Annotated in this window: 24 protein-coding genes, 1 tRNA gene and 1 other annotated feature; of the genes, 6 read left to right on the top strand and 19 right to left on the bottom strand. The window is 35.2% G+C overall.

The genetic code is table 11. From position 1 onward, the window contains the following. The 6 genes from G6O73_RS02725 to G6O73_RS02700 form a co-directional block, all read right to left on the bottom strand. Positions 1-387 (bottom strand): YopX family protein, encoded by a 387-nt coding sequence (locus G6O73_RS02725; protein ID WP_057885786.1) that lies wholly within the window; start codon positions 385-387, stop codon positions 1-3. Next, positions 388-1,443, bottom strand: coding sequence for a YqaJ viral recombinase family protein (locus G6O73_RS02720; protein WP_057885785.1), 1,056 nt, complete (start codon positions 1,441-1,443; stop codon positions 388-390). Next, the gene (locus tag G6O73_RS02715) at positions 1,443-4,085 is read right to left on the bottom strand and encodes an ERF family protein (protein WP_057885784.1); all 2,643 of its coding nucleotides are present in this window, start codon (positions 4,083-4,085) and stop codon (positions 1,443-1,445) included. The genes G6O73_RS02720 and G6O73_RS02715 overlap by 1 nt, the downstream gene beginning before the upstream one ends. A 141-nt stretch (positions 4,086-4,226) precedes the next feature. Then, positions 4,227-5,567, bottom strand: a complete 1,341-nt coding sequence (locus G6O73_RS02710; RefSeq protein WP_057885783.1) for a DEAD/DEAH box helicase — start codon at positions 5,565-5,567, stop codon at positions 4,227-4,229. Next, entirely contained in the window at positions 5,561-5,830 is a 270-nt protein-coding gene (locus G6O73_RS02705) for a helix-turn-helix domain-containing protein (RefSeq protein WP_057885782.1), read from the bottom strand. The genes G6O73_RS02710 and G6O73_RS02705 overlap by 7 nt, the downstream gene beginning before the upstream one ends. Beyond that, positions 5,823-6,041 (bottom strand): hypothetical protein, encoded by a 219-nt coding sequence (locus tag G6O73_RS02700; RefSeq protein ID WP_057885781.1) that lies wholly within the window; start codon positions 6,039-6,041, stop codon positions 5,823-5,825. The genes G6O73_RS02705 and G6O73_RS02700 overlap by 8 nt, the downstream gene beginning before the upstream one ends. A gap of 279 nt (positions 6,042-6,320) precedes the next feature. On the opposite strand from G6O73_RS02700, the gene G6O73_RS02695 reads away from it, so the two are divergent. The 4 genes from G6O73_RS02695 (at position 6,321) to G6O73_RS02680 (ending at position 9,243) form a co-directional block, all read left to right on the top strand. Continuing rightward, the gene (locus tag G6O73_RS02695; protein ID WP_057885780.1) at positions 6,321-6,719 is read left to right on the top strand and encodes a helix-turn-helix domain-containing protein; all 399 of its coding nucleotides are present in this window, start codon (positions 6,321-6,323) and stop codon (positions 6,717-6,719) included. Positions 6,720-6,722: 3 nt separating this feature from the next. Next, positions 6,723-7,145 carry an ImmA/IrrE family metallo-endopeptidase gene (locus G6O73_RS02690; RefSeq protein ID WP_057885779.1) on the top strand — a complete coding sequence of 141 codons (423 nt, stop codon included), beginning with the start codon at positions 6,723-6,725 and terminating at the stop codon, positions 7,143-7,145. Positions 7,146-7,163: 18 nt separating this feature from the next. Then, complete coding sequence (locus G6O73_RS02685) at positions 7,164-7,592, top strand: hypothetical protein (protein WP_057885778.1); 429 nt, start codon at positions 7,164-7,166, stop codon at positions 7,590-7,592. A gap of 445 nt (positions 7,593-8,037) precedes the next feature. Beyond that, a complete protein-coding gene (locus G6O73_RS02680; protein WP_219935197.1) occupies positions 8,038-9,243 on the top strand; it encodes a site-specific integrase in 1,206 nt (401 codons plus the stop codon). Positions 9,244-9,430: 187 nt separating this feature from the next. Here the strand turns inward: G6O73_RS02680 and G6O73_RS02675 are convergent. The 11 genes from G6O73_RS02675 to G6O73_RS02625 all read right to left on the bottom strand — a co-directional run bounded on the left by G6O73_RS02675 (position 9,431) and on the right by G6O73_RS02625 (position 19,045). Beyond that, a tRNA-Ser gene (locus tag G6O73_RS02675) sits at positions 9,431-9,518 on the bottom strand. A 62-nt stretch (positions 9,519-9,580) separates the two neighbouring features. Further along, positions 9,581-10,333 (bottom strand): NADPH-dependent oxidoreductase, encoded by a 753-nt coding sequence (locus G6O73_RS02670; RefSeq protein ID WP_057885777.1) that lies wholly within the window; start codon positions 10,331-10,333, stop codon positions 9,581-9,583. Positions 10,334-10,356: 23 nt separating this feature from the next. Next, positions 10,357-10,800 carry a hypothetical protein gene (locus G6O73_RS02665; RefSeq protein WP_057885776.1) on the bottom strand — a complete coding sequence of 148 codons (444 nt, stop codon included), beginning with the start codon at positions 10,798-10,800 and terminating at the stop codon, positions 10,357-10,359. A gap of 80 nt (positions 10,801-10,880) precedes the next feature. Further along, positions 10,881-11,357 (bottom strand): transcription elongation factor GreA, encoded by a 477-nt coding sequence (greA, locus tag G6O73_RS02660; protein ID WP_057885775.1) that lies wholly within the window; start codon positions 11,355-11,357, stop codon positions 10,881-10,883. A gap of 13 nt (positions 11,358-11,370) precedes the next feature. After that, positions 11,371-12,033, bottom strand: coding sequence for a uridine kinase (udk, locus tag G6O73_RS02655; RefSeq protein ID WP_057885774.1), 663 nt, complete (start codon positions 12,031-12,033; stop codon positions 11,371-11,373). Between the two features lie 37 nt (positions 12,034-12,070). Continuing rightward, positions 12,071-13,204, bottom strand: a complete 1,134-nt coding sequence (gene mltG, locus G6O73_RS02650; RefSeq protein ID WP_083478493.1) for an endolytic transglycosylase MltG — start codon at positions 13,202-13,204, stop codon at positions 12,071-12,073. A gap of 254 nt (positions 13,205-13,458) precedes the next feature. Beyond that, positions 13,459-15,870 (bottom strand): phenylalanine--tRNA ligase subunit beta, encoded by a 2,412-nt coding sequence (gene pheT / locus G6O73_RS02645; protein ID WP_057885773.1) that lies wholly within the window; start codon positions 15,868-15,870, stop codon positions 13,459-13,461. Between the two features lie 5 nt (positions 15,871-15,875). Then, complete coding sequence (gene pheS, locus G6O73_RS02640) at positions 15,876-16,922, bottom strand: phenylalanine--tRNA ligase subunit alpha (RefSeq protein WP_057886213.1); 1,047 nt, start codon at positions 16,920-16,922, stop codon at positions 15,876-15,878. Positions 16,923-16,977: 55 nt separating this feature from the next. Beyond that, positions 16,978-17,196: a binding site (T-box leader), on the bottom strand. 40 nt (positions 17,197-17,236) lie between these two features. Next, positions 17,237-17,566 (bottom strand): winged helix-turn-helix transcriptional regulator, encoded by a 330-nt coding sequence (locus G6O73_RS02635; RefSeq protein WP_057885772.1) that lies wholly within the window; start codon positions 17,564-17,566, stop codon positions 17,237-17,239. A gap of 96 nt (positions 17,567-17,662) precedes the next feature. Next, positions 17,663-18,163, bottom strand: a complete 501-nt coding sequence (locus G6O73_RS02630) for an HD domain-containing protein (RefSeq protein WP_057885771.1) — start codon at positions 18,161-18,163, stop codon at positions 17,663-17,665. Between the two features lie 102 nt (positions 18,164-18,265). After that, positions 18,266-19,045 carry a TrmH family RNA methyltransferase gene (locus G6O73_RS02625; RefSeq protein ID WP_057885770.1) on the bottom strand — a complete coding sequence of 260 codons (780 nt, stop codon included), beginning with the start codon at positions 19,043-19,045 and terminating at the stop codon, positions 18,266-18,268. Positions 19,046-19,132: 87 nt separating this feature from the next. Between G6O73_RS02625 and G6O73_RS02620 the strand changes: the two genes are divergently transcribed. Continuing rightward, positions 19,133-19,405 (top strand): acylphosphatase, encoded by a 273-nt coding sequence (locus G6O73_RS02620; protein WP_057885769.1) that lies wholly within the window; start codon positions 19,133-19,135, stop codon positions 19,403-19,405. Between the two features lie 99 nt (positions 19,406-19,504). Further along, positions 19,505-20,446, top strand: a complete 942-nt coding sequence (gene yidC / locus G6O73_RS02615) for a membrane protein insertase YidC (RefSeq protein ID WP_057885768.1) — start codon at positions 19,505-19,507, stop codon at positions 20,444-20,446. 71 nt (positions 20,447-20,517) lie between these two features. On the opposite strand, the gene G6O73_RS02610 is transcribed toward yidC, so the two are convergent. After that, entirely contained in the window at positions 20,518-22,044 is a 1,527-nt protein-coding gene (locus G6O73_RS02610; protein ID WP_057886212.1) for a HAMP domain-containing sensor histidine kinase, read from the bottom strand. A gap of 17 nt (positions 22,045-22,061) precedes the next feature. Then, positions 22,062-22,748: a response regulator transcription factor gene (locus G6O73_RS02605; protein WP_057885767.1), complete on the bottom strand. Its 687-nt coding sequence runs from the start codon at positions 22,746-22,748 to the stop codon at positions 22,062-22,064. Between the last annotated feature and the right edge of the window lie 86 nt (positions 22,749-22,834).

Raw genomic sequence — 22,834 nt, 5'->3', positions numbered from 1 at the left:
TTATTTAACTTCCTTTCTTGTGTCTAAAAGTTCTTGATTTTCATGAATATTGCCAACTTTTTTTGATACGCTAGCCTCTCCTCTTAAATCGAAATACTGACTAGTTTGCTTGCCGTCGAAAATTACTTTAGCTGAAAATGCACAACCTCGAAATTCAACAATACTTCTATATTTTTTATTTTCTAAAATATCCCCTTCAAAGATTTTCTTCTTGCCGCTCTTGTCTTTCAAACCAGTATATTGTTCAATAACCGTGTTATTTTGTGATTTCAAAAATACAACGTTCTTGTCAATTCTCATAAAGCCACTAACCATATATGGAAAAATTCCACCGGCTAGATAATGCTTAAGTTCTTCATCCCATACTCTAAACTCAATTTCTCGCATTTAATCACTTTCTTTCTCCATTTCCCGTAATGTGAACGATTGACTAGTCTTCGAATATTTATCAAACAAACCATCAGCTTTGAGCTTTTTAGAATCAACTGAATGTCTTTCAGATTTGGTCATTTTCAAAGTAAAATGCTTGCTTGAAACTTCAGCATATTTAGTATCTTCTTTAAATTGTTCTCTCAAATGCTTTTTAATGATGTCTTTTAATTCGACTTGTCGAGCCAACGCCGGTTGAATCTCTTTCATAAAATCAGCTATTTTAACCTGATTCTCGTCATATTCTTTTAGTACTTTGTCAAAGCCTGAATCATCAGCAATTTCTACGGTACGTAATGCTTTTAATGGTTCAACATCAACCTTTTCATCAAAATCAGGACTAATACCAGATTCAACGTACTTTTTCCAAAACTCTTTAGCCGGTTTGATGTAATCTTTCTCAAAATTTGGATAGTCTTCTGACAAGGAATACTCAAAGATAGCTGTATTTTCAACTGACGGAACAAAGTTGTCCGGTTCATCATAATTAGCATCAATTAAGAAACTAGCGGGTATAACAAATTTGTCTAACCCAAGCAAGTAAGTATAAAGCGCTGCTTGTAATTTGTAATATTCCGGAGCACCATCTTTCCAATCTTCGGCCCGCTTGGTTGTTTTAATTTCGATTACAAAGTCTTCGCCTGTTTCATCATCATGACCGAGCGCATCCCACATACCACCAAAAACTTTTTTGTTATGAAAGAAATCTCCCCAAGTCTTTTTAAAGAAGTCTTCTCCGTAAACATCTTCCGGAATAGTTACATTCATGAAAAATCGTTGGTCTAAATATTTTTGAATTTTTGGTTCAATCACTTTGCCGGCGATTGTATAAATTGAATCTTCAAATGGTTGTTCCCAAGTCCGGGTTAATGCACACCAAACTTGAAAAGGACTAGTCCAACGATTTAACCCCAATGCTGCAGCAAATCTAGTTGCGGTCATTTTCTTAAAACTTTTTGGCATTGAATCTAAAACGATATGATTATCCTCAAAATGGTATTTGTTTTTAGTCATTATTCAGCCACCTTATCTCCGATTAAAATTAATAACTTTTCAGCACCTTTTTTACTTAAGCCTTTTTCAATCTTAGATTTAGCTTTGCCAATCCAAGTTTCATATTTATCATCCTTGGACCGCAACTTTTTAAGCCCATTGATCAATGCTTTCTTTTGTGTTTCGTCCATAGCATCAGCTGGTTTAGTGATTTCTTTCTTAGCTTCTTTTCGTTCAGTGATGCTTGCTGGTGCTTTGTGAGTAGTTTTCTTAGTGACTGTCTTAGCCTTTGGTTCTGTTTTTGATTCTTCTTTATCAGCTACGCCTGAATCAAATTGATCCTGTTCAATTACATCTAAGAAACTCATGTACAAATACCTACGTTGATACGTTTCAACTGCCCCTAAAGCTTGAATAGCATTCATGCCTTTTGCGATCAAATCAACCATTGGTGATGTATATTCCACGAAATCGAATACGGATAAACCATTTTCAGTTTTAACCATTGAATCACTGTCAATTACTCGCATTTTGGCAAAATCACCGCTGAAAGTAATCTCATGTGCTAAGTGGTATTTAATCATCAATGGCAATGCTACTGGAACAATATCGCCTAATTCGTAATATTTATATTCAGCAAAACGATTAGTTCCAGACTTTTGAACTTTTGCATCTAAAAACTCTTTTCGAACTGCGTTAATCTTTTCATAGATGTTTAACTTTGAAATATCTACTGCTTTGGTTGCGGCTGTTTTTCTAACTACCATTTTCCGACTCCTCTTCTTTTTCTTGCCAATGTAATCTTCAATTCGACTTTTAGCCATCTTGATATAAAATTGAGTATCAATCTGGTCTAACTTAATTTTTCCCTGATTATCAATTAAACAATGTTCAGGCAAACCAGCTATTTTATCTTTCCGACGATTCTTTTTTATTTTGTAAAGTGTTCCTAGATTCTCATCTTTAGCAGCATAGACACGGTTAACTTTTTGAACTTGTAATTCTTTGTCACTGTTATCCTGGATCGTATGATCATAGGTTGAACCGGTTTTAGCAATCATTTGAAAGTCAATTACTTCGGAATCTCGTTGAATCGTTTCTTCGGGTGAGATACCATTCATAAAGTAATTAACGACTGCTTTGTGTACTGCTACTAACGATTTATTCTTAAAATCTCCACCTTTAAATAGTGATACATAACCACCTTTGGTTTTTATTTTATTTTCATCAGGCTCAATAACTAACTTTTTACTGTCTTGATAAACATAAGCTTCACCCTTTTTCATCACGTAATTATTTACATCTTTTTGAGCTATAGCTTTAACGATTGTTCTTTCAAGGCTCATCTTGGTGCGGTGTTCCCACTCGGTTAAAACTTCCTCAATAGCCGATTCATCTTCGTTTTTAAACTTGATTACAAGCCCATCGGTGTTTGACTGGATAAGTTCAAAACTTTCAACTGATTCTAGTTTGTCGATTAAATCTGTTAAGAATAATTGACCGTGGATGCAAACCCCGTTTGCTTGCCGTGGATCAAACAGATCATTGTACTTATTTTTTGATGCCCCATAGGTTGTGTTAAGTACTAACTTTAACGCTCCAGCTGTTGCCGAATCACCTGCATTTTTAGCAGCTATCCGACGTTCGTACACTGATTTAAATCCTGCTGGCGATGGCGTATTTCTTGAAATTAAATCATATTGAATCATCAAACTTGGATAGTAACTTGAAACATCAACTATGACCATCTTGTGTTGATTATCAGCTTGCTTAAAGTAATTAGGGATTGCCCCATGAAGACCGCCCCAACCATATACGTGAGGTACTTCAGCTATTTTAGTTTCAAGCTGAGTTCCGTAAACGCCTTTTTCATCTAACTCTTTTAATTGGCGTTTAAGAGATTGTGCCTTTCTCGGTCGTTTTTCAGCCACTAAGCAACCGTTTAAGATAGACTTGGTATAATTAACCGGGTCCTTAAAAAAATCAAGCACACGCTCGTATTTGCCTATTCTAAGGTTACTAGGAATTGGATAACTAAACTCATCATCATGACTTTGTTTTTTAGCATCTAAAAACCGTGCTGTTAGTTTTGCATTGGTTAGTCCGATTGCTTCATTTGCCGATATACCTTTTAACTTGCCAACTAAGACTTTTGATTCCAGGTACTTTTTTCGTTGCTGATAAAGTCGACAAGTATTTTCAACATCGGATGTACAGTATTTAATTTCAGTTGCTAATTCATCAGCTGTTAGTTTGCGTTGAATATTAAAATCAACACCTGTTTCCACTATTGACTGATTCAAATTGGCTTCAATGGCTTTCAAACTCAAATTAATTGGTAAATCATCACGTAAATCAAAACTTTTAAATTGCTTTTTATGAAACTGGATAAATGGGAACTCCCAAGGATTCTTGCCTGAAATAATCCAATCATTGTGCTTTTTAACTTCGTGATTATCACCACCGAGTAACATTGTATGGATTATCCAATCATCATAGTGTTTGTTATTAAAACCACCATAAACCACATCCGGAATACTAAATAAGTCTTTAACTTCCGCGTTATTGTTATGAATAACTCTCATCCCATTAGTTTGAGGGTCTTTAGCAATAACCAACCAATCATCTTTAAAAACTTCGATATCATAAATTATTATGTCCAAACTACCACGTCCAAACTGTATAGAAAACTTCGAACGTTATAAAGTAAATTGCTGGAGCTAAGAAAAACAATGGTGCCCAACTTTTTGGCTCAAATCCAAAATAATCGCAAAACTTAAAATATGCTTTTTTCATTTTAAAAATCACTTCTTTCTCGCCTTGTAAAACGACTTCTGATAGCTTTCCATATACTCCGTAAACAACTTTTCGTTAAAGTCTTGAAAACTACTCAAAGCCTTATAAATCTGTTCTTCAACTGTTCCTTTAGTAATGAAATGGATATAAGAACATTTATGCTTTTGACCTGTTCGGTGGATTCGGTCACGACTTTGCTCTAAAGTAGTTGATCTTAAAGTCGGTTCGTAATAAATAACTGTGTCGGCTGAATATAAATCGATTCCTGCTGATCCACTTTGATACTGAACAATTATCACTTTAATTGATTCATTGCTTTGGAACTGGCGCCAGATTAATTTATTTTTTTGCTGACCGTCCAAAACTACAAATTTAATTTTCTTTTTAGTTAATAATCGTTCAATTTGCTTAATCGAATATTTAAATTCAGCGAAGATAACTAACTTTCTATCAAAGCTTTCTAAGAAATCATCTAGTGCTTGCAGCTTATTAGTTTTAAGTTCAATCAATTTTCCAAGGTTATCAGTCATAAATCCTGAACAAATCTGTCTTAGTTTTAGCAGTCTGCTCAATGGATTTTCTGCTAGAATCTCCATTTTAGCGATTGCCGATGTCTTAGCCATTTCCTTATATAACTTCTTTTCAGCTAATTCAATTGGCAATAACTCATCTGGTAATTTATCCGGCAAATCCAAACACTCATCTTTAGTAACTCGGTAACTATGTTCTTCAATGATATTTTGAAGTTCTGAAACGTGCTTATATGCTGCTGGTCGATAATATTGATTTAATAGACAATACTTATCTTGCCAATCGTAGTAACTGCCACCGAATATTTTTGAATGAACTCGACCTTTTACCAGTTCAGGTTCTAAAAAAGTAAATTGTGACCAGATGTTTTCCAGTTGTCCATTACCAATTGGAGTGCCAGTCAAGATATATCGGTATTTGGCTTTAGTTGCTAATTTCAATAAGAACTTAGCTCGTTGGGATGTTCTATTTTTTATGAAATGTGATTCGTCTAAAATGATGCAACCCCAATCATGATCGAATTGATTAAACTTATTTTTAACTCGCCAAACTTTATCATAATTAACCAATGTTATTGTTTGATTCAATCTAGCTTGCTGCTCAGGTTCAAATAATTCAGTATCACGCTCCCATGCTCCTAAGGCTGATTTGGGTGCAACCACCAAGCAACTGTTGATCTTTCCTTTTTCTATTAGTTCGTGGACTCTTACCAGTGTTGGTATTGTTTTCCCTGTGCCTTGTTCCATAAACAACGCAAAGGAATTATTTAAACGTAAATACGTTAATGCTAGTTTCTGATGTTCATATAGCTTTAACATTTCAATTGCTCCATCAGATTTTCAACATCAGATTTTTTATATCTAATAAAATGATCTGCTTTAATCTCTGGTAAAGCATATTCATCAACGAGCTTTTTAACCGTCTTTTCAGAACATTTGAGTAGCTTTGCAGCTTCTGCCTTAGTCAGATACTCGCTTTGGTTAGAATGTTCTGTGCAGACTTCGGTAAAAGCGGTATTAGCTAACGATTTAAAATAATCAATCAACTGGTTTTCAAAATCTTGACTAAATAAATTATTCATTAACCTCACTCTCTTTATTTGATTCTTTTTCTAAAACTTCTTTAAAGATTGCATCCCAAATCTCTTTTTTCTTTTCAAGACTATTTCTTTTTCCAGCGAGTATCATTGAAAGATATTGTGGAGTAAGATTAACCTTTTCGGAAAAACCTTTTGGGGTTTCACCACACAAAATTAAAGCGAATCTAACGCTGTTCCCAAAAATATTTTCCATATGCACCACCTTTTTTCTACTTTATTCGGTTAAATAGTAAACAAATCATTGACAAATCTTCCCGTTAAGTATAGATTAATGGTATACAAATATTAATTAAAAACACTATTAAATAAACGTCTGAAATTTATTTAAAAGCTCCGTTCTATCTCTAACGGTTGTTTTTTGCTGTTTATTATTTAACTGTAACTATAATTTACTACCGTTTTAGATAGATGTCAATAGGTTTTAAAAATATTTTTACCGTTTAGTATAGTAAATCAAAAATGAGGTGAATTTATGACAATACTAGGTCGTATTAAAAAATTAGCTGATGAACAAAAGATGCCTTTGGTTGAAATTGAAGAAAAATCGGGACTTGCTAAAAATGCAATTTATAAATTAGATCGTCAAACTCCTAGAGTTGACAAGATTGAAAAAATAGCAAGTACATTGGGCACTTCAGTAGATTATTTACTAGGTCGCACTAACGATCGTTTTGCTTCGGGTAGTATCGATCAAACCGATATTGGCAAACAAGCTGATGCATTGCTCGCTGGATTAGATCTAAATACATCTGTTAACTACTATGGCGAACCAATGACTGATGATCAGAAACAACAACTTAAAACAGCTATTTTGTTAGCTCTTGAAATGAATAAGAAAAAAGCAGAAAAGAAAAATAAAGCAGGTGATTAAAGTTTGGACATTGAAGGAGATGTTAAAGAACTAATAAATGAATTTAATACAGCTAATCCATATCGGCTCATAAAGTATTTAGACATTGGATTAATTGAGACTATGTTGCCAGCGAAGACTTGGGGAATGACTGTTAGCAGTTTTGGGGCAACCACTATCATGGTTAATTCATTTTTAAATATGAATCAGCAACGTTTTACTCTGGCTCACGAGCTTGGTCACGCAATCGAACATCCTGGGGTTTCAACATCCTTTTTAAGAAATTACTCCAAAGGTGTTCAAATACCAAAGATTGAGGCTGAAGCTAATTATTTTGCTTTTGATTTACTGCTCTATGGATTAAACGAATACGGGGGGTGTTTTAACAAATATGATATTGTCCGTGGTTTAAGCTTATCTGATTCAATGGCTAGATTTATAAAATAAGTTTTGGGGGAATTTACTGTGAAGAAATGGATGAAAGTTTTACTTGGGGTTATTGTTGCTGTAATTTTAATTTTTGCAGGTTCAAAAATTCATGATTGGTACATTTGGCGAGCACCTTATTATAATTCAACTAAAACCGTTGAACTGCTTTCAGCAAGAACTCAAAAGTTAAACGAAAATCAAGAAGAAGCTTTTTATGATATTGCTCGTGGCGCAATCCAATCTGAAATAAAAGGTATTAAATTCACTAACTTAGATGATTATAGCTTGTATGTTAAAAAAACTGGACCTAAACATGTTTACTACATTGACTATGTTTGTAAATCCACAGTTTTGGTTAAGATGCGATTTGATACAACAATGAGAGTTAAGCTCGATAGTTCAAGTTTAAAAGGAGAAACCCATTTCACTATTTATAATTTTAAATCTGATTTGAGTAAATTTTAGTGAATATAACAGAATAACAAAATCTTTTTCAATTCTTATATACACTATATATTTAATAACACTTTCTCTATATATACTCTATATATTACTTTATATAGAAATAAGTAATAATAGTGTTATTGTGTTATTTTTGTTATGTATCCCTTGGGGCTCTAAGGCTATAGAGATAACAAAATCATAACAGAATAACAAAAAGTGCCTTTTTCAACATGATTGTGTTATTTAGGTTGTCTAGACTTCAAATCTAGATAACAAAAAGATTCTGTTATTTTTGAGATTTTGTTATACATTCTGTTATAGATTATGTTATTAGTTTTTTTAACTAAATAAAAAACACACTCTCCCCGCCTAAAGCTTGAGTGTGTAGAGTTAGATATTTAGAAAGAGTATGCAATAAGCACACGCTCTTTGTGTACTCTATTCTACCATAAATGGAGTAATTAAAATGTTTGAATACAAGAAAAATAAAGCTATCAAAGAAAAAATTTATAAAAACGGCAAGAAGAGTTATTATTTTCAGATTTATCTAGGAAAAAATCCACAAACTGGTAAAAAGAAAATAACAACTAAACGTGGATTTAAAACTCCTGCTTTGGCCAATTCTGCATATCATAAAATTCAAATGCAAGTTGCTAATGGCACTTATGAGCTTCTTACTGAAAACGGTAAAACATTTAAAGAAGAATACTTAGAGTGGTTTGAGAACCAATATCGGAACACCGTTAAGTCCAGTACACTCTATAAAACTAAACAAATTTTCGATTGCCATATTTTACCAGATATTGGTGATCAACAGCTTAGCAAAATAACATCAGAATATTTGCAGCCATTCGTCGAAGCATGGTCACTAGCATATAAAAAACCAAATATTGTAGCAAGGTATGCGAAGCGAGTATTTGACTATGCTTACATTAAAAAAGAAATTGCCACAAACCCTTTTGATCACATCTTGCTCCCGAAGATTCGTTCAAAAAACGCAAATGATTCTCATAACTTTTTGTCGACTGATGAACTAAAAAAGTTTGTCACGTATGTCAGGGATAATTCTAGTGTTAATAATCCAGGTAAAATCGAATTCTTTAAGGCAGTGTTTTTTATAACCTTAGCTTACACGGGAATGCGTAAAGGCGAATTACTAGCTTTAACCTGGGAAGATGTTGATTTAGAAAACAAAATGATTGATATTAATAAAACCATTGTTACTAACGAAAATGGGAAGATGGCCCTTCAACCACCTAAATGGGATTCATATCGTAAAATATCGATTAACCAATTAATTTTTGAAATGCTAACTAAATTAAAAGCCACCAACAATTCTAAGCTAGTATTCCCAAATCAAAAAGATAACTATTTTAATTTGAGTAAGCCAAATAATTGGTTAAATTCAATCATTGACATGGGATCATCAGATTATTCAGCAGCTTTTAAATTAACACATGATCCAAAGTATCAATCATTCATACCTCAAATAACCCCACATGGATTTAGGCACACTCACGCAACATGGTTATTTGAAAAGAACCCAGGCATCTTACCTAAAACTGTTCAAAAACGCTTAGGTCATAAAAATATCGGTGTTACATTAAACATTTATACTCACGTTTCATCTAATCAAAATGAATTATTGTCAGATACACTAAATCAAATATAGTTAGTCAAAAAACAAGAGTTAGTCAAAAAAACGAAAATTGACTAACTTTTTCCTTGCCCTGGTTAGTCATTGACTAACTTTAGATTCCATTTCTATCCTTTTCAGTAGGTTTTAGACTAAAATCGCAAAATAAAAACGCCACATCAATGGAATGCGACGCCCTAAAACTATCTAAAACGGAATGATAAGGAGAGTACAGGATTTGAACCTGCGCGCCGGTATTAGCCGGTTCGCCGGATTTCGAGTCCGGTGCATTACCACTCTGCCAACTCTCCAAACTCAACAACGCTTATTATTTTACCAAAAATAAAATAAAATTGCAATTGTTGCCGAGAAATTATTTAAGGCATAAGCCCTGTGCATGCAATACTCGTTGCAGTTGATCACGCTGAGTAATTTTATTACCTAATTTAGCAGAACAAACCTGATTAGTGAATGAATCGATTCGCCGATTTGCTTGACGAAGATCATAATACGTTTCAACAATTTTGTCATAGTCAAGCAAATCAGAGTTTTTCTGTCTTGTAGGATATTCATTCTCAAAGAAGTTTAAATTCAGCGGCAATCGCGGTTTAAGTTGTGGTTGTTGATTAGCCACACCAACCTGAACTCCTAAAATTGGAAAGGTCAGTCGTGGTAACTGCAGAACCTGAATTAATTTAGCTGGATCATTATTAATACTACCTAAGATAACCGTGCCAAGTTTCATACTTTCCGCAGCAGTTACAAAATTTTGCACTGCTAATACAGTGTCCTCAACACCTTGCAAAAATATATCCGTAGAATGCAGCCTTCCATCATCTAAACCTGCTTCCTGACGAATTTGTTGATTACGATAAAGATCAACTATAAAAATAAACAAATCTCCAGATGCTCCAACATATGGTTGACCAGAAATCTTTTGAACTTTAGAACATTTGACCGGGTCAGTTAAGTGCAACACACTGCGCTGCTGCATAAACATACTGGTTGGCGTTTGATTAACTACCTCTTCAAGTAGCTTCAATTGTTCTTGAGTCAATTTTTTTTGCTTAAAAGAGCGGATTGTCCGATGATTTAATTGATGATTAATAGTCGTAGTTTCAGTCACTTACAATACCCCACTTTCAAATCTCAAAAGTTCCATTCCATTTTTCCGTCACTTTTCACTAACACACTCATAGCTGTCCCAGACATTGCCCCCAAAGCAAGTTGCTGCTGGGAAGTTGCTTTGATAAAGAATTTCTGTTCATCTTGCCAGAGACAATTCCATTTCCAATCACCATGATTATCTCCAAAATGACAAATAACCCAATCAATTGCTTGCTCATCAGATCTAATTTTCATTTTTTCAGGATTAACTTCTTCTTGGAACTGCTTTTGCAAATTCATCTGATTTTTTTGAACCGTTGATTTTAATTCAGTCTCTTTTTTTACAACATTTTCAACCAATGCTGTTCTTGTCTTAACTTTCGATTTCATCCCAGAAGCTGACCAGTTTTGCGGCCTTGATTTAAAAGCATTCAAAAAGCCACAACCAATTCCTAAAACCATCCCAGCCATTAAAAACTTTTTCAATTTTACCTCCAAAATTGAACCAAATCATAGTTATTAAAGAAAAACTGGAACGACTAAGCCGACCAGTTAAAAGATTACTACTATTTTACTTCGATAATTTTAACGTTCATATCCCCGCCTGGTGTCTCAATTGTTACATTTTCACCTAAATGATGACCAACCAGCCCTTTTGCAATTGGTGATTCATTAGAGATCTTACCAGCAAACGGATCTGCCTCAGCCGCTCCAACAATTGTGTAAGTTTCTGGCTCCTCATCAGGCAATTCTTTAAAAGTAATCGTCTTTCCAACAGCAATTTCATCAGCGGCAATATTATCGTTATCAATAATTTCCGCGTGATTTAACATTTGCTCAATAGTTTTAATCCGACCTTCAACAAATGATTGCTCATTTTTAGCTGACTCATACTCTGAGTTTTCCGATAAATCACCAAAACTCCGGGCAATTTTAATTCTTTTAATAACCTCTGCTCGTGTTGACGTTTTTAAAGTTTCCAATTCATCTTCTAATTTTTTTTTGCCTTCTATAGTCATTGGATAAGTTTTTTCTTCAGCCATTTATATTCGCTCCTTAAATTTCATTTTCGATTTGTTGATGGTTACGGCGCAACACATCTCGTACTTTAGTAACTAACAAATCAATTGCAACAGTATTTTCGCCCCCCTCGGGAACAATCACGTCAGCATAACGTTTGGTGGGTTCAATAAATTGATGATACATTGGTTTAACCGTGCCCAAGTATTGGTTAATAACAGAATCAAGTGAACGCCCGCGTTCTTGGATATCACGCTGAATTCGTCGAATGATCCGGATATCATCATCCGTGTCTACAAAAATTTTTATATCCATTAAATCTCTGAGTTGGGGATCATTTAAAACTAAAATCCCCTCAACAATGATTACTTCTTGTGGCTCAACTACCCTAACTTGTTTACTGCGGGTGTGAGCCGTGTAATCATAGACTGGCACTTGAACCGATTTCCAGTCTAGTAGACGGCTTAACTGTTTTATTAAAAGTGGTGTATCAAAAGCATTTGGATGATCATAATTAACTTGCAATCGTTGCTCCATCGTTAAGCCAGCCTGATCATTATAGTATGAATCTTCTTGCAGCATTAATACCGAATGTCCAGCTAACTGATTAAAAACTGCTTGACTAACTGTTGTTTTGCCGCTACCTGAACCACCAGTCACACCAATAATTACCGGTGGTTTTCTTGCCTTAGCTACCATTTAAACTGCTCCTTACAATTGAATATTAATATCAGTTTTAATTGTTTTGTTTCTCTAATTTTTGGGTCAATTCTTGGTGCTCGGCATACGTCTTTGAATAATAAACTTTCCCTGTTTTCATATTAGCAATGAAATACAGATAATGCTGATCACGGTCAGTTGGGTTTAATACCGCATTAACTGATTCAATACTTGGATTATTGAATGGTCCCGGTCCAACTCCTTGATGGCGATATAAATTATATGGCGAGTTAACCTTCAAGTCTTTATAAGAAACACTAGTCTTATGTTTGCCCAACGCATATAAAACCGAGATATCTGATTGAATCATCATACCTGCATCCAGTCGATTCTCAAATACTCCAGCTATTCGATAACGGTCGTTAGCGGTTACTCCTTCTCTTTCAACCAAAGAAGCTAATGTTAAAACTTTTTGAACCGTCCAATTTTTCTTCTTAATTTGATCGTAATAAGGTGTCAACATTTGATTGCTTTTAACAACCATTTCCTCAATCAATTGTTTTAAACTTTCATTTTTATTCAGGTAATAAGTTGCAGGATATAGATAACCTTCTAAGCGATAGCGAACATTTTTAGCTTGTACCGCAGAGCTAAGCAATTCTGGATATTTTTTTGCCAACTTATTAATGAATTGCTGATTGTTGAGCAATTTCAAAAAACTAGCTTTTGAATATTTTGTCCTTTTTTGAATTACATCCCCAATTTGATCCGCTGTTACTCCCTCGCGAACTAACACCTTGCCTGATTTAATTGACTGACTTGCCCCACCCTTTTCAAGCTTTTTTGCAATTGTTTTCAGTGTCATTGACGGCTTCAATTCGTAATAACCAGCTTTAAATTGACCTAAATTATGTTTCTTTACATAATAATCAAAAACAAAGCCGCTTTTAATAATTTTTTTATCCTCTAGAATATTTCCAATTTGTTTGTTGGTACTGCCAATTGGAATCTTTATTTCAGTAATCTTTTCACTTTTAGGATCCAACGGCTTCATCGCTTGATTGAAAAAATGATATGCCTGAAATCCAATAACTGCAATTAAAATCACAATTAGTCCAATGATTCCAACAACAATCCGTTTAGCTAACGGACTGGTAGCTGATGTCTTCTTACCATCAGCTACGGTATTTTTTTTGAATTTTAACTTCAATTTATCACTCCATCTCCGCTTGTTAAACGCTATCTTTTATATTATACAAAATAATTCCTTAATTTGCATTAAGATTTGCCTAAATCTTCTCTTCATACTATCAAATAGGGCTGCAACAGTTAGTCGCACCCCTACTTTTAGTATTAAAAAATCTACTAACATTAATTTTGGAAAAATAAGTTTCCTTACGCTTAAACTACTAATTATCATTAAAAATATGAAAATTTAATTCTCAAATTAATGAAATTATTCAACTAACGAACAACTGCTGCAAATTTTTCTTCTACTCTTTGCAATACTCGTTCAAAGTCTAAATTAACTTGCTCATCTGACAAGGTAGTATCTTGCGCTTGATATGTCAATTTATAGGCCAAAGATTTTTTATTGCTGGACAATTTGCTGCCTTGATAAACATCGAATAATTGAACAGACTGTAAGTACTTTCCACCATGGTCATAGAAACAATTTGTAATTTCAGCATTTTCAACACTTTGATCAACCGCCAAGGCAACATCTCGAGTAATAGCAGGGTACTTAGAAATTGGTTGATAACGTTCTTCGTGTTTTGGAGTCTCAATGACTTGTTGCAAATCAATTTCAAAAACGTATGTCCGTTTAATACCATATTCTTCGCAAATTGTTGGATGAACTTCACCAACAAAACCGATAAATTGTTCGCCCAAGTAAATGTCTGCAGTTCGACCTGGATGCATATCATCATGCTCAACAGCTTTTATAAAACGAACTTTTTCAATTCCTAAACTTTTTAATAAAAATTCAACAATTCCTTTCGTTACAAAGAAATCAACTTTACTACTTGATTCATGCCAGTTTCCTAATGCAAATTCACCTGTTAAGGCACCCGCAACATGTTCAACTTCACGCGGCCGAGTCTGATCTGCTTGACGATAAAAAACTCTACCTTCTTCATATAGAGCAACATTTTCAACTTTACGGGCCACATTATAAGCAACATCATCTAATAACCCGCTGATCAAATTCATGCGCGCTGTAGTTCGATCTGAACTCATTGGAAAGTTCAATTCAGTAGCAGCTGAAGGTTCCAACATAAAGCGACTAGCTTTCACCTTATTAGTCAGGCCATATGAAATCGCTTGATCTAAGCCTGCACTTTCTAGCAACTGACAAGTTTGTCGGATTATACGTTGACGATAGGTATAGTGCCCTGGAACTAAAACACTCGTCGGTAATGTTGCGGGTAAATTATCGTAACCATAAATTCGCGCAACTTCTTCAATTAAATCAGCTGGAATGCTAATATCCCATCGACTAGGTGGAATTACAACTGTAAAATCAGTCGCAGAAGTTGAAACCTCAAACCCTAATCGCTTGAATATATCTTTAACAGTTGTGACTGACAAGGTTGTTCCTAAAACATGATTAATTTTGCCTAAAGACGTAATAACAGTGACAGGCTCAGGTTCAGTCAACGAAGCAGTTAAAATTTCTTTAGTTAACTGACCATCTCCTAGTTTTGCAATTAACATCGCTGCCGCATCCAAAGCCTCAGCAACAGTACTTTGATTAATTCCGCGTTCAAAACGCATTGAAGCTTCACTATGAAGATTGTGGCGACGAGCTGTTTGCCGCACTCGTGTTGAATCAAAAACTGCCGCTTCAAGTGCAATTGTTGTCGTTTGATCAGAAACAGCTGTCCGCAAGCCCCCCATTGTTCCGGCTAGAGCAACAGCCCCCTGAGTGTCCGCAATTACAATATCTTTTCCCGGACGTAATTGACGTTCTTGTTCATCTAAAGTCTGGAGCTTTTCGTTTGGTTCTGCCAACCTGACAGTCAATTGCTGACCAGCAATTTGATCATAATCAAAAGAATGCAGCGGTTGACCATAATCTAACAAAATATAATTAGTAACATCAACTACATTATTAATCGGACGAACACCAGCATTCCACAATCTTTTTTGCAACCAGAGTGGACTAGCTTTTAACGTAACATTTTTAATAATTCTAACTAGATAAGTTGGTGCTAATTTCGAATCAACCGTTACTTGCAACAAGTCAGCAGTTTTTTCAGGTGCCTCTTCAACGATTTGAGGATGAGTAAAATGTGTTTGTTTATCATAAATAGCAGCTAGTTCCGTTGCTGTCCCACGCATGCTTAACATATCTGCTCGATTTGGCGTTACATCCAGGTCAATAATCGATTCATCCATACCCAAATAACTAAACACCGTTTCTCCTAGCTTGGCATCAGCTGGTAAAAAATAAATTCCATCTGCAAATTTTTTAGGGACAACTCCATCAGCAAAACCAATTTCTTGCAACGAACAAATCATACCTTCAGAAACTTCGCCACGCATTTTGCTTCGTTTGATTTTTACATTACCAGCAATTCTTGCTCCGGGCAGCGCTACAATAACTTTCTTATCAGCTGCTAAATTAGGAGCGCCACAAACAATTTGCAGCAAATCCTTTTGACCAATATCGACTTGGCAAATATTCAGGTGATCTGAGTCTGGATGTGGCCGTTTGCTTTTAACATAACCAACAACGATTTTCTTTAAACCATCTGCAAGTCGATACTCTTCATCAACTTCAACTGCTGTCCGTTCAATTTTTTCAGCCAATTGAGCTGGATCAACTTTTAAATCAACGTAATCTTGAAGCCATTTTGTTGAAACTTTCATTTTCTTTACTCCTTCTGTGAAAATTGTTCTAAGAAGCGAACATCATTTAAGTAAAACTCACGAATATCATCAACACCGTATTTCAACATCGCAAATCTATCTGGTCCTAAACCAAAAGCAAAACCACCATAAACTTCCGGATCAACTCCAGCCATCTGCAATACATTTGGATGAACCATTCCAGCACCTAAAACTTCAATCCAACCAGTTTGCTTGCAAACTTTGCAGCCCTTTCCACCACATTTAAAGCAAGAAACATCAACTTCAACTGATGGTTCAGTAAATGGAAAATAGCTTGGTCGCAAGCGAATTTCACGTTCTTCACCAAAAACGGTTTGCGCAATTTTTTCCAAAGTTCCCTTCAAATCAGCCATTGTAATTTGTTTATCAATTACTAATCCTTCAACTTGATGAAATTGATGAGAATGAGTCGCGTCATCAGTATCACGTCGATAAACTTTCCCGGGTGAAATCATTTTTAATGGCCCTTGCGAAAAATCGTGTTTTTCCATTGTGCGGGCTTGTACTGGCGAAGTTTGTGTCCGCATTAAGATTTGGTCTGTAATATAAAAAGTATCCTGCATGTCCCGAGCAGGATGATCTTTGGGTAAGTTCATCATTTCAAAATTGTAATGATCTTCCTCAATCTCAGGTCCATCAACGATCTGATACCCCATCCCTAAAAAGAGCTTTTCAATTTGGTCAATGACTTGCATGATAATATGTGGAGTACCGGTTTTAACTGGTACACCAGGCAAAGTAACATCAATTGCTTCATTTTCCAAGCGCTTTGCCGTCAAAGCTGTTTCAACTTTAGCCTTTTGTTCGCTGATTGCATTTGTTATTTCATCCCGGACCTTATTGGCAAAACTTCCTACCTCAGGACGTTGCTCTTTAGGTAAATCACGCATACCCCGTAAAATTTCTGTAATTGGTCCCTTTTTCCCCAATAAGTGTACGCGAATCTCATTAATTTTATCTGGTGTTTCTGTTTTTTCAATTTCAGACAATGCCTGACGCTTTAATTCTGCCAATTTTTCTTGTAAACTCATGTCATCTTTCCTTTCTGCTTTTCTTTCTTTGAGCAATAAAAAAAGCCTCATCCCTGAAAGGGACGAGGCACGCGATACCACCCTAATTTTGAAGAACTTCTTCAACACTCAACTTAATAACGGCTTTAACCGGCCAAATTTTTGTTAATTTTCAAAAACATCTATTTGGCAACTCTGGAAGTGAAATTCAAACCATCCCGGCAAGCTAATTTCAGCAATTATAGCTTTCTCTGTGTCCGCACCCGGCTCTACTAGTTTCCATCATAGCTTTTTCAATCAATAAGTTTATACGTTTTAAATTAGTTCGTCAAGTCTTACTGGCAATCCGCTAAACTAAACCATTTTTCTGCCCAAGTATGAATTTCTTGCATAATCGGTCGTAAGTCTTCACCTTGTGCAGTCAAACGATAAATTGGTCGTCCGTCTGCTGCAACTTGACGCAAAACCAAACCATCTTCTTGCAACTCACGCAATCTTTCAACTAAAACTCGATCGCTACATTTTTCAACTTTAAGAGCCAAGTCTTTGAATCTTTGTGGTCCCTCATTTAATAATACATCAATAATTAAACCATTCCATTTTTTCCCAAGAATTCCAAAGGTTTTCTCAAATTTAGGACATAATTTAAATTGGTTTGTTGTCATTTTTGCTCCCCCTCAACTCTTTATACCGATTTATATCATCTTAACATAAAAAAAGATTCGCTCCAATGTGTAAGCGAATCCATCTATCAAATAAAATTAATTAGTCATTCCTAAATGTTGCTTTAAGCGTTTTTCGTACCGTAACATCAACGGATGACCAACTTCACTAGTTGCTTCGTACTTATCGACTAATGTAACAATATAACCCTCTAAATAGCGTGGTGGAGCAATAGTAGCCCCCCACATATGCTTCAAAATAATATCTCGTTCAAGCTTACTTAAATGAGTAAATTTTTCAGCATTTCTGACCGCAATACGTGGATGAATCCACGCATGAGTTCCACTACTAAACTTAGTTGTCCGCCAATCATAGTAAAATAAATCATGCAATAAACCCGCTCGAGCAGTTGCCCGAGCATTCAATTTAAATCTTTTTGCAATTCGATAGCTATCATACGATACAGAAATCGAATGTTCCAACCGATTAGAAAAATAATGCTGCGTATAATTAGCAAGCCGCTGAACTTCTGGACGAGCCAACAATTCTCCAACATAACTCAAATATTCTTGATCTTGTTGCCATTCATTTTTTTTCATCTAATACCTCACTTTTAATAGCTACCTTTAGCATAAAAACTATTCTGGTTTTTTTCAAGTCAAATACTTATTTTAACCACTGAGTTTAAAAAAAATTAAGAATTAGTCTACTCGATGAAGATAAAACATTAAAATTCCGGCCGCCACTGCCACATTTAACGATTCTGCCTGCCCTAAAATAGGAATATAAAGATTTCGATCGGTCATTTCTAGCAACTGATCTGTCATTCCATTTCCTTCATTTCCCATAATCAAAGCCAAATTAGCTTGCGCTTTAATCTGACGATAACTTACAGCTTGTGGGCTAACTTGAGTCCCAAAGACTGGTATCTGCTGTTGTTTAAATCGAGTTATCCAATCTACTAATCTGCCCTTAAATAGCTTAATATGAAATTGACTACCTTGCATTGCCCGTACTACTTTTGGTTGAAATAAATCGGCTGTCTTCTCACCAAAAACGACACCAGCAAAGCCTGCCGCATCTGCTGTCCTAACCATTGTCCCAATGTTACCCGGATCTTGTACACTATCAAGTAGTAACCAGCCCCCAGAAATTTGCGCTGGAATATTCAGTGGTTCACTTGAAATCGCTGCGATTGCAAATATTCCTTGTGGAGCTGGGTTTTCACTTAAACGTTTAGCAATCGCCGCTGAAACTTCAATCGTTTTAATCGGAGCACTCTTCAGTTCTTCAAATTCAGCTTGATATTTAAATTCTGCTGTTACTAAAATAATTTGTAAGTCTATTTGAGCTCGTAAAGCCTCTTTGACTAAATGCCAGCCATCCAACAAGTACGCCTGTTGCTGTTGACGGCCTTTCTTAGTTTTTAATTTTAGCCATTGCTTAATATTTGGGTTTTGTACCGATTCAATTTTTTCCATTTAAAACTCCATTTTATTGATTAATTAATAGCTATCAGTATAACATAGATAAGTAAAGAAACTATAATTTTTCTAGGAGGTTAGCTGATGATTAATGTTAAAATTTGTGTTTATGGGTTAGTCCAAGGGGTGGGTTTTCGTTATTGTACTAAAATAGTTGCCGATCAATTGGAAATAGCAGGCATTGTTCGCAATCAAAATGATGGTTCTGTGTATATTGAAGCACAAGGAACCATCACGCAAGTTAAGAAGTTCATCGCCAAAATTAAAGATTCCCCTACCCCCAGCGGTCGAGTTGAACGGATCACCGTAAAAGAATTACCTGTCAAAGAGTATCATGGCTTTAAAGTTACCTACTAATAAAATATGATAATTTGTCATTTAATGTTGAACTAAATTGAAAATGGGCGCTAGATAAAGTATAGTAAACTACGTAGTTCATTTGAAAGGAATTGAATCATGAAGAAAATTAAACGTTTGACTGTACTGCCGGTTTTTTTGTCCGTAGCCATCCTTCTAAGCGGCTGTGTCCAAAGAACTAAAAGCGGCAAACCATATGGATTTATCTATGATAATCTAGCAGTTCCAACTCAACATATTATGCTTTGGCTTTCTAGCCATCTAGGTAATAGTCTAGGGTGGGCAATTATTGTTTTAACATTTATTGTCCGATTGGTATTAATGCCGGTAATGCTTCAACAATCAAAAAAAGCCACTATTCAACAAGAAAAAATGTCTTCTTTACAACCACAGATGCGTGAAATTCAAAAAAGACAAAAAGCAGCGAAATCAAAAGAAGAACAAGCTGCCGTTAGTCAAGATATGATGAAACTTTATCGCGAAAATGGTGTATCTTTAACTGGTGGAATCGGTTGTTTACCAATTTTAATCCAAATGCCAATTTTTGCAGCGTTATATGCTGCAATTCAATATTCACCAGAACTTTCAAGTTCCTATTTTATGGGGATTAACTTAGGGCAAAAGAGTTATATTTTGGCTGGTTTAACCTTTTTAATCTACTTACTACAAGGTTATCTATCAACCCTAGGAATTCCAAAAGAACAAAAGAAACAAATGCAATCAATGATGTTTATGAGCCCGATTATGCTAGGGTTTATGACAATTGTTGCTCCAGCTGGCTTAGGACTATATTTCTTTATCGGCGGAATCTTTGCTTGTATTCAAGTAGTTTTAATAAACTTTATGCGACCAAAGATTCGTGCAGAAATTCAAGCTGAGTTGAAAAAAAATCCACCCAAGAAAATTATTCACGAAGAAGAAAAAATACTACATGATAAAGCTGCTGAGACAGTTAAGCATGTCAAAGCAGAAATCACCAGTGAAAGAAAAATGAATAACACTAACCGCAAACGCAATGCTGGTAAACAGCAGCGAAAATAAGTATAAAACAATAAAAAGACTATCTGAAACTCAATGATAGTCTTTTTATTATTTTAACTTACCAATTAAAGTTATTTATTACTAGTCTTATCTATTGGAACCGTGCTTTCAGCTGGAACTAAAGGAATAAAAATTCTAAAAATTGACCCCTGACCAACTACACTTTCCAGTGTTAATTGTCCATGGTAACCTTCAATTAATCGCTTAGCAATTGATAATCCTAATCCATTGCCACCTTTGTCACGACTCCGTGCTTTATCAACACGATAAAAGCGATTAAAAACTCGATCGATGTCTTTTTGAGCAATTCCTTCCCCAAAGTCTTGAACTGCAATTTCTGCATAACGATCGTTTTTAGAAACTGATAAATGGATTTCCAAGCGATCCTTAGAGTACTTAACCGCATTATCCATTAAAATAATTAGTACTTGTTCTAAGTGGTTACGATAAACCCTAATTGGTGTTTTTTGTTTTAAATCATTATCGAGAACAAAAACAAATTCCGGATGAATCATTTTAAAATTATTAAACACCTGCAATGTTATTTCACGCGCATCAGAAATTTGATTACCAAAATTAATTTCAACCTGCTCAGCTCTAGAAAGATCCAACATTTCTTGAACCAAACTCTTCATTCGATTGATTTCTTGTAAAGAAGCGGCAATCGATTCAGCCAAAACAGCCGGATCATCTTTTCCCCAGCGATTCAGTAACTCCAAATGTCCCTGAATAATTGCGACTGGCGTCCGCAACTCATGTGAAACATCCTCAACAAATTGTTGTTGTTGTTCAATGTAGCGTTCCATTCGATCTAACATATCATTAAACAGCTGACTCAATTCCGTTAGTTCATCGTTATGACTCGCTTCAGGTACCCGAACATTGGCAATTGGATCGTCTTGCTCTTGATCACTATTAATTTGTTGAATAGTTTTATTGATTGAATTAATTGGCTGTAACAACCAACTGGCCAAAAAATAACTTAACAAAGCACTTGCTAAAGCTGCTGTCATTCCAAAAATAATAAAAATTAATAGTAATTTACTTCGTGTCGCGTCGTAATCAACTAGTCGATTGGTTACTTGAATATATCCCAACAAATGATGATTTTTTTTAGAAAAAATTGGTTTTCGTTTAACATAAACATCTACCGACTGTTTCGAAATAAAGCTGGTGTCAATAACACTCTTATTTGAAAATTTAACAGGGACGGCTCGCGAGGCAAAAATTTTTCTTTTGGCAGTATTATAGACACTAACTCCAATGTTCTTGCGTGAAAGAGTTACAAAAACATCATCGCTATATAAGCTGCCTGTTGGATTTCGTTGCTGCGCAACTGAATCAACACTCGAACTTAATAATGGCTGCACAGTTTTTTTATTCAACTTATCCAGATTACCCAATTTATTACTTGTAACTGTCAAAGCATCCTGCGCATACTGCTGTTCCTGGCGTAACAGTAAATTGGAAAAACTTTGAAAAAGCAAGATAGAAAAAATTCCAAAAATTACTAGCACTCCACTTGCCGTCCCAATAGCCCACTTCATTTTTAAGGAAAAGCGGCGGGAAGGCTCCTGCCGCTGCTTAATTATTTGCATTAATTTTTGATTTTTTTTCACGAACGCATCACGTACCCTGTACCTCTAACCGTTTGAATGTAACTTTCTTCCCCTGGACGATCAATTTTATTCCGTAGATATCGAATATAAACATCGACTACATTGGTTTCAATTTCTGATTCATAACCCCATACTTTTTTTAGTAAAACCTCGCGTGAAAGAACCACATTAATATTTTCCATTAAAGCTAATAACAATTCGTACTCGCGTTTTGTTAATTCAATTACTTCGTCATCACGACGAACCACACGGTTTTCTTTTTCAATGATTAAATCTCGAAAAGTAACTTTAGTTTGCTTTGAGGCATTCTGTTCACTCTCAATGTCAATTCGCCGCAATAAAGCACGCAACCGTGCAAGTAATTCTTCAATAGCAAATGGTTTAACAATATAATCATCTGCACCATGATCCAAGCCAGAAACTCGATCAATTACCGAATCCCGAGCAGTCATCATAATAATCGGTGTACTTTTCACTTGCCGAATTCGACGGCAGACCTCAAGTCCATTTAAAACTGGCAACATCAAGTCAAGTAAAATTGCATCCCAATCATTTTCCAAAGCGGCTTCCAAGCCGGTTCGACCATTATAGTGAACAGCAGTTTCATAGCCTTCATGCTGTAGTTCTAACTCAACAAAACGAGCTAGATTTTTCTCATCTTCAATTATTAGTATTCGACTCATCTTTTACACTCCTGTTTAATTAATTATTAATTTCGGTCAGCTATCCAAATTCTAATTTAACACAAAAAATGCATTTCGTCCTGATT

Origin of the sequence: Liquorilactobacillus nagelii DSM 13675, from assembly GCF_019444005.1 — a bacterium.
GTDB classification, from domain to species: domain Bacteria; phylum Bacillota; class Bacilli; order Lactobacillales; family Lactobacillaceae; genus Liquorilactobacillus; species Liquorilactobacillus nagelii.
This window is presented reverse-complemented; position numbering and strand designations above follow the sequence as displayed.

Bases quoted from the DNA above. Each gene is read 5' to 3' on its own strand.
- G6O73_RS02725 (WP_057885786.1), bottom strand. From the start codon at position 387: ATGCGAGAAATTGAGTTTAGAGTATGGGATGAAGAACTTAAGCATTAT.
- G6O73_RS02720 (WP_057885785.1), bottom strand. From the start codon at position 1,443: ATGACTAAAAACAAATACCATTTTGAGGATAATCATATCGTTTTAGAT.
- G6O73_RS02710 (WP_057885783.1), bottom strand. From the start codon at position 5,567: ATGTTAAAGCTATATGAACATCAGAAACTAGCATTAACGTATTTACGT.
- G6O73_RS02705 (WP_057885782.1), bottom strand. From the start codon at position 5,830: ATGAATAATTTATTTAGTCAAGATTTTGAAAACCAGTTGATTGATTAT.
- G6O73_RS02700 (WP_057885781.1), bottom strand. From the start codon at position 6,041: ATGGAAAATATTTTTGGGAACAGCGTTAGATTCGCTTTAATTTTGTGT.
- G6O73_RS02695 (WP_057885780.1), top strand. From the start codon at position 6,321: ATGACAATACTAGGTCGTATTAAAAAATTAGCTGATGAACAAAAGATG.
- G6O73_RS02680 (WP_219935197.1), top strand. From the start codon at position 8,038: ATGTTTGAATACAAGAAAAATAAAGCTATCAAAGAAAAAATTTATAAA.
- greA (WP_057885775.1), bottom strand. From the start codon at position 11,357: ATGGCTGAAGAAAAAACTTATCCAATGACTATAGAAGGCAAAAAAAAA.
- udk (WP_057885774.1), bottom strand. From the start codon at position 12,033: ATGGTAGCTAAGGCAAGAAAACCACCGGTAATTATTGGTGTGACTGGT.
- pheT (WP_057885773.1), bottom strand. From the start codon at position 15,870: ATGAAAGTTTCAACAAAATGGCTTCAAGATTACGTTGATTTAAAAGTT.
- pheS (WP_057886213.1), bottom strand. From the start codon at position 16,922: ATGAGTTTACAAGAAAAATTGGCAGAATTAAAGCGTCAGGCATTGTCT.
- G6O73_RS02635 (WP_057885772.1), bottom strand. From the start codon at position 17,566: ATGACAACAAACCAATTTAAATTATGTCCTAAATTTGAGAAAACCTTT.
- G6O73_RS02630 (WP_057885771.1), bottom strand. From the start codon at position 18,163: ATGAAAAAAAATGAATGGCAACAAGATCAAGAATATTTGAGTTATGTT.
- G6O73_RS02625 (WP_057885770.1), bottom strand. From the start codon at position 19,045: ATGGAAAAAATTGAATCGGTACAAAACCCAAATATTAAGCAATGGCTA.
- G6O73_RS02620 (WP_057885769.1), top strand. From the start codon at position 19,133: ATGATTAATGTTAAAATTTGTGTTTATGGGTTAGTCCAAGGGGTGGGT.
- yidC (WP_057885768.1), top strand. From the start codon at position 19,505: ATGAAGAAAATTAAACGTTTGACTGTACTGCCGGTTTTTTTGTCCGTA.
- G6O73_RS02610 (WP_057886212.1), bottom strand. From the start codon at position 22,044: ATGCAAATAATTAAGCAGCGGCAGGAGCCTTCCCGCCGCTTTTCCTTA.
- G6O73_RS02605 (WP_057885767.1), bottom strand. From the start codon at position 22,748: ATGAGTCGAATACTAATAATTGAAGATGAGAAAAATCTAGCTCGTTTT.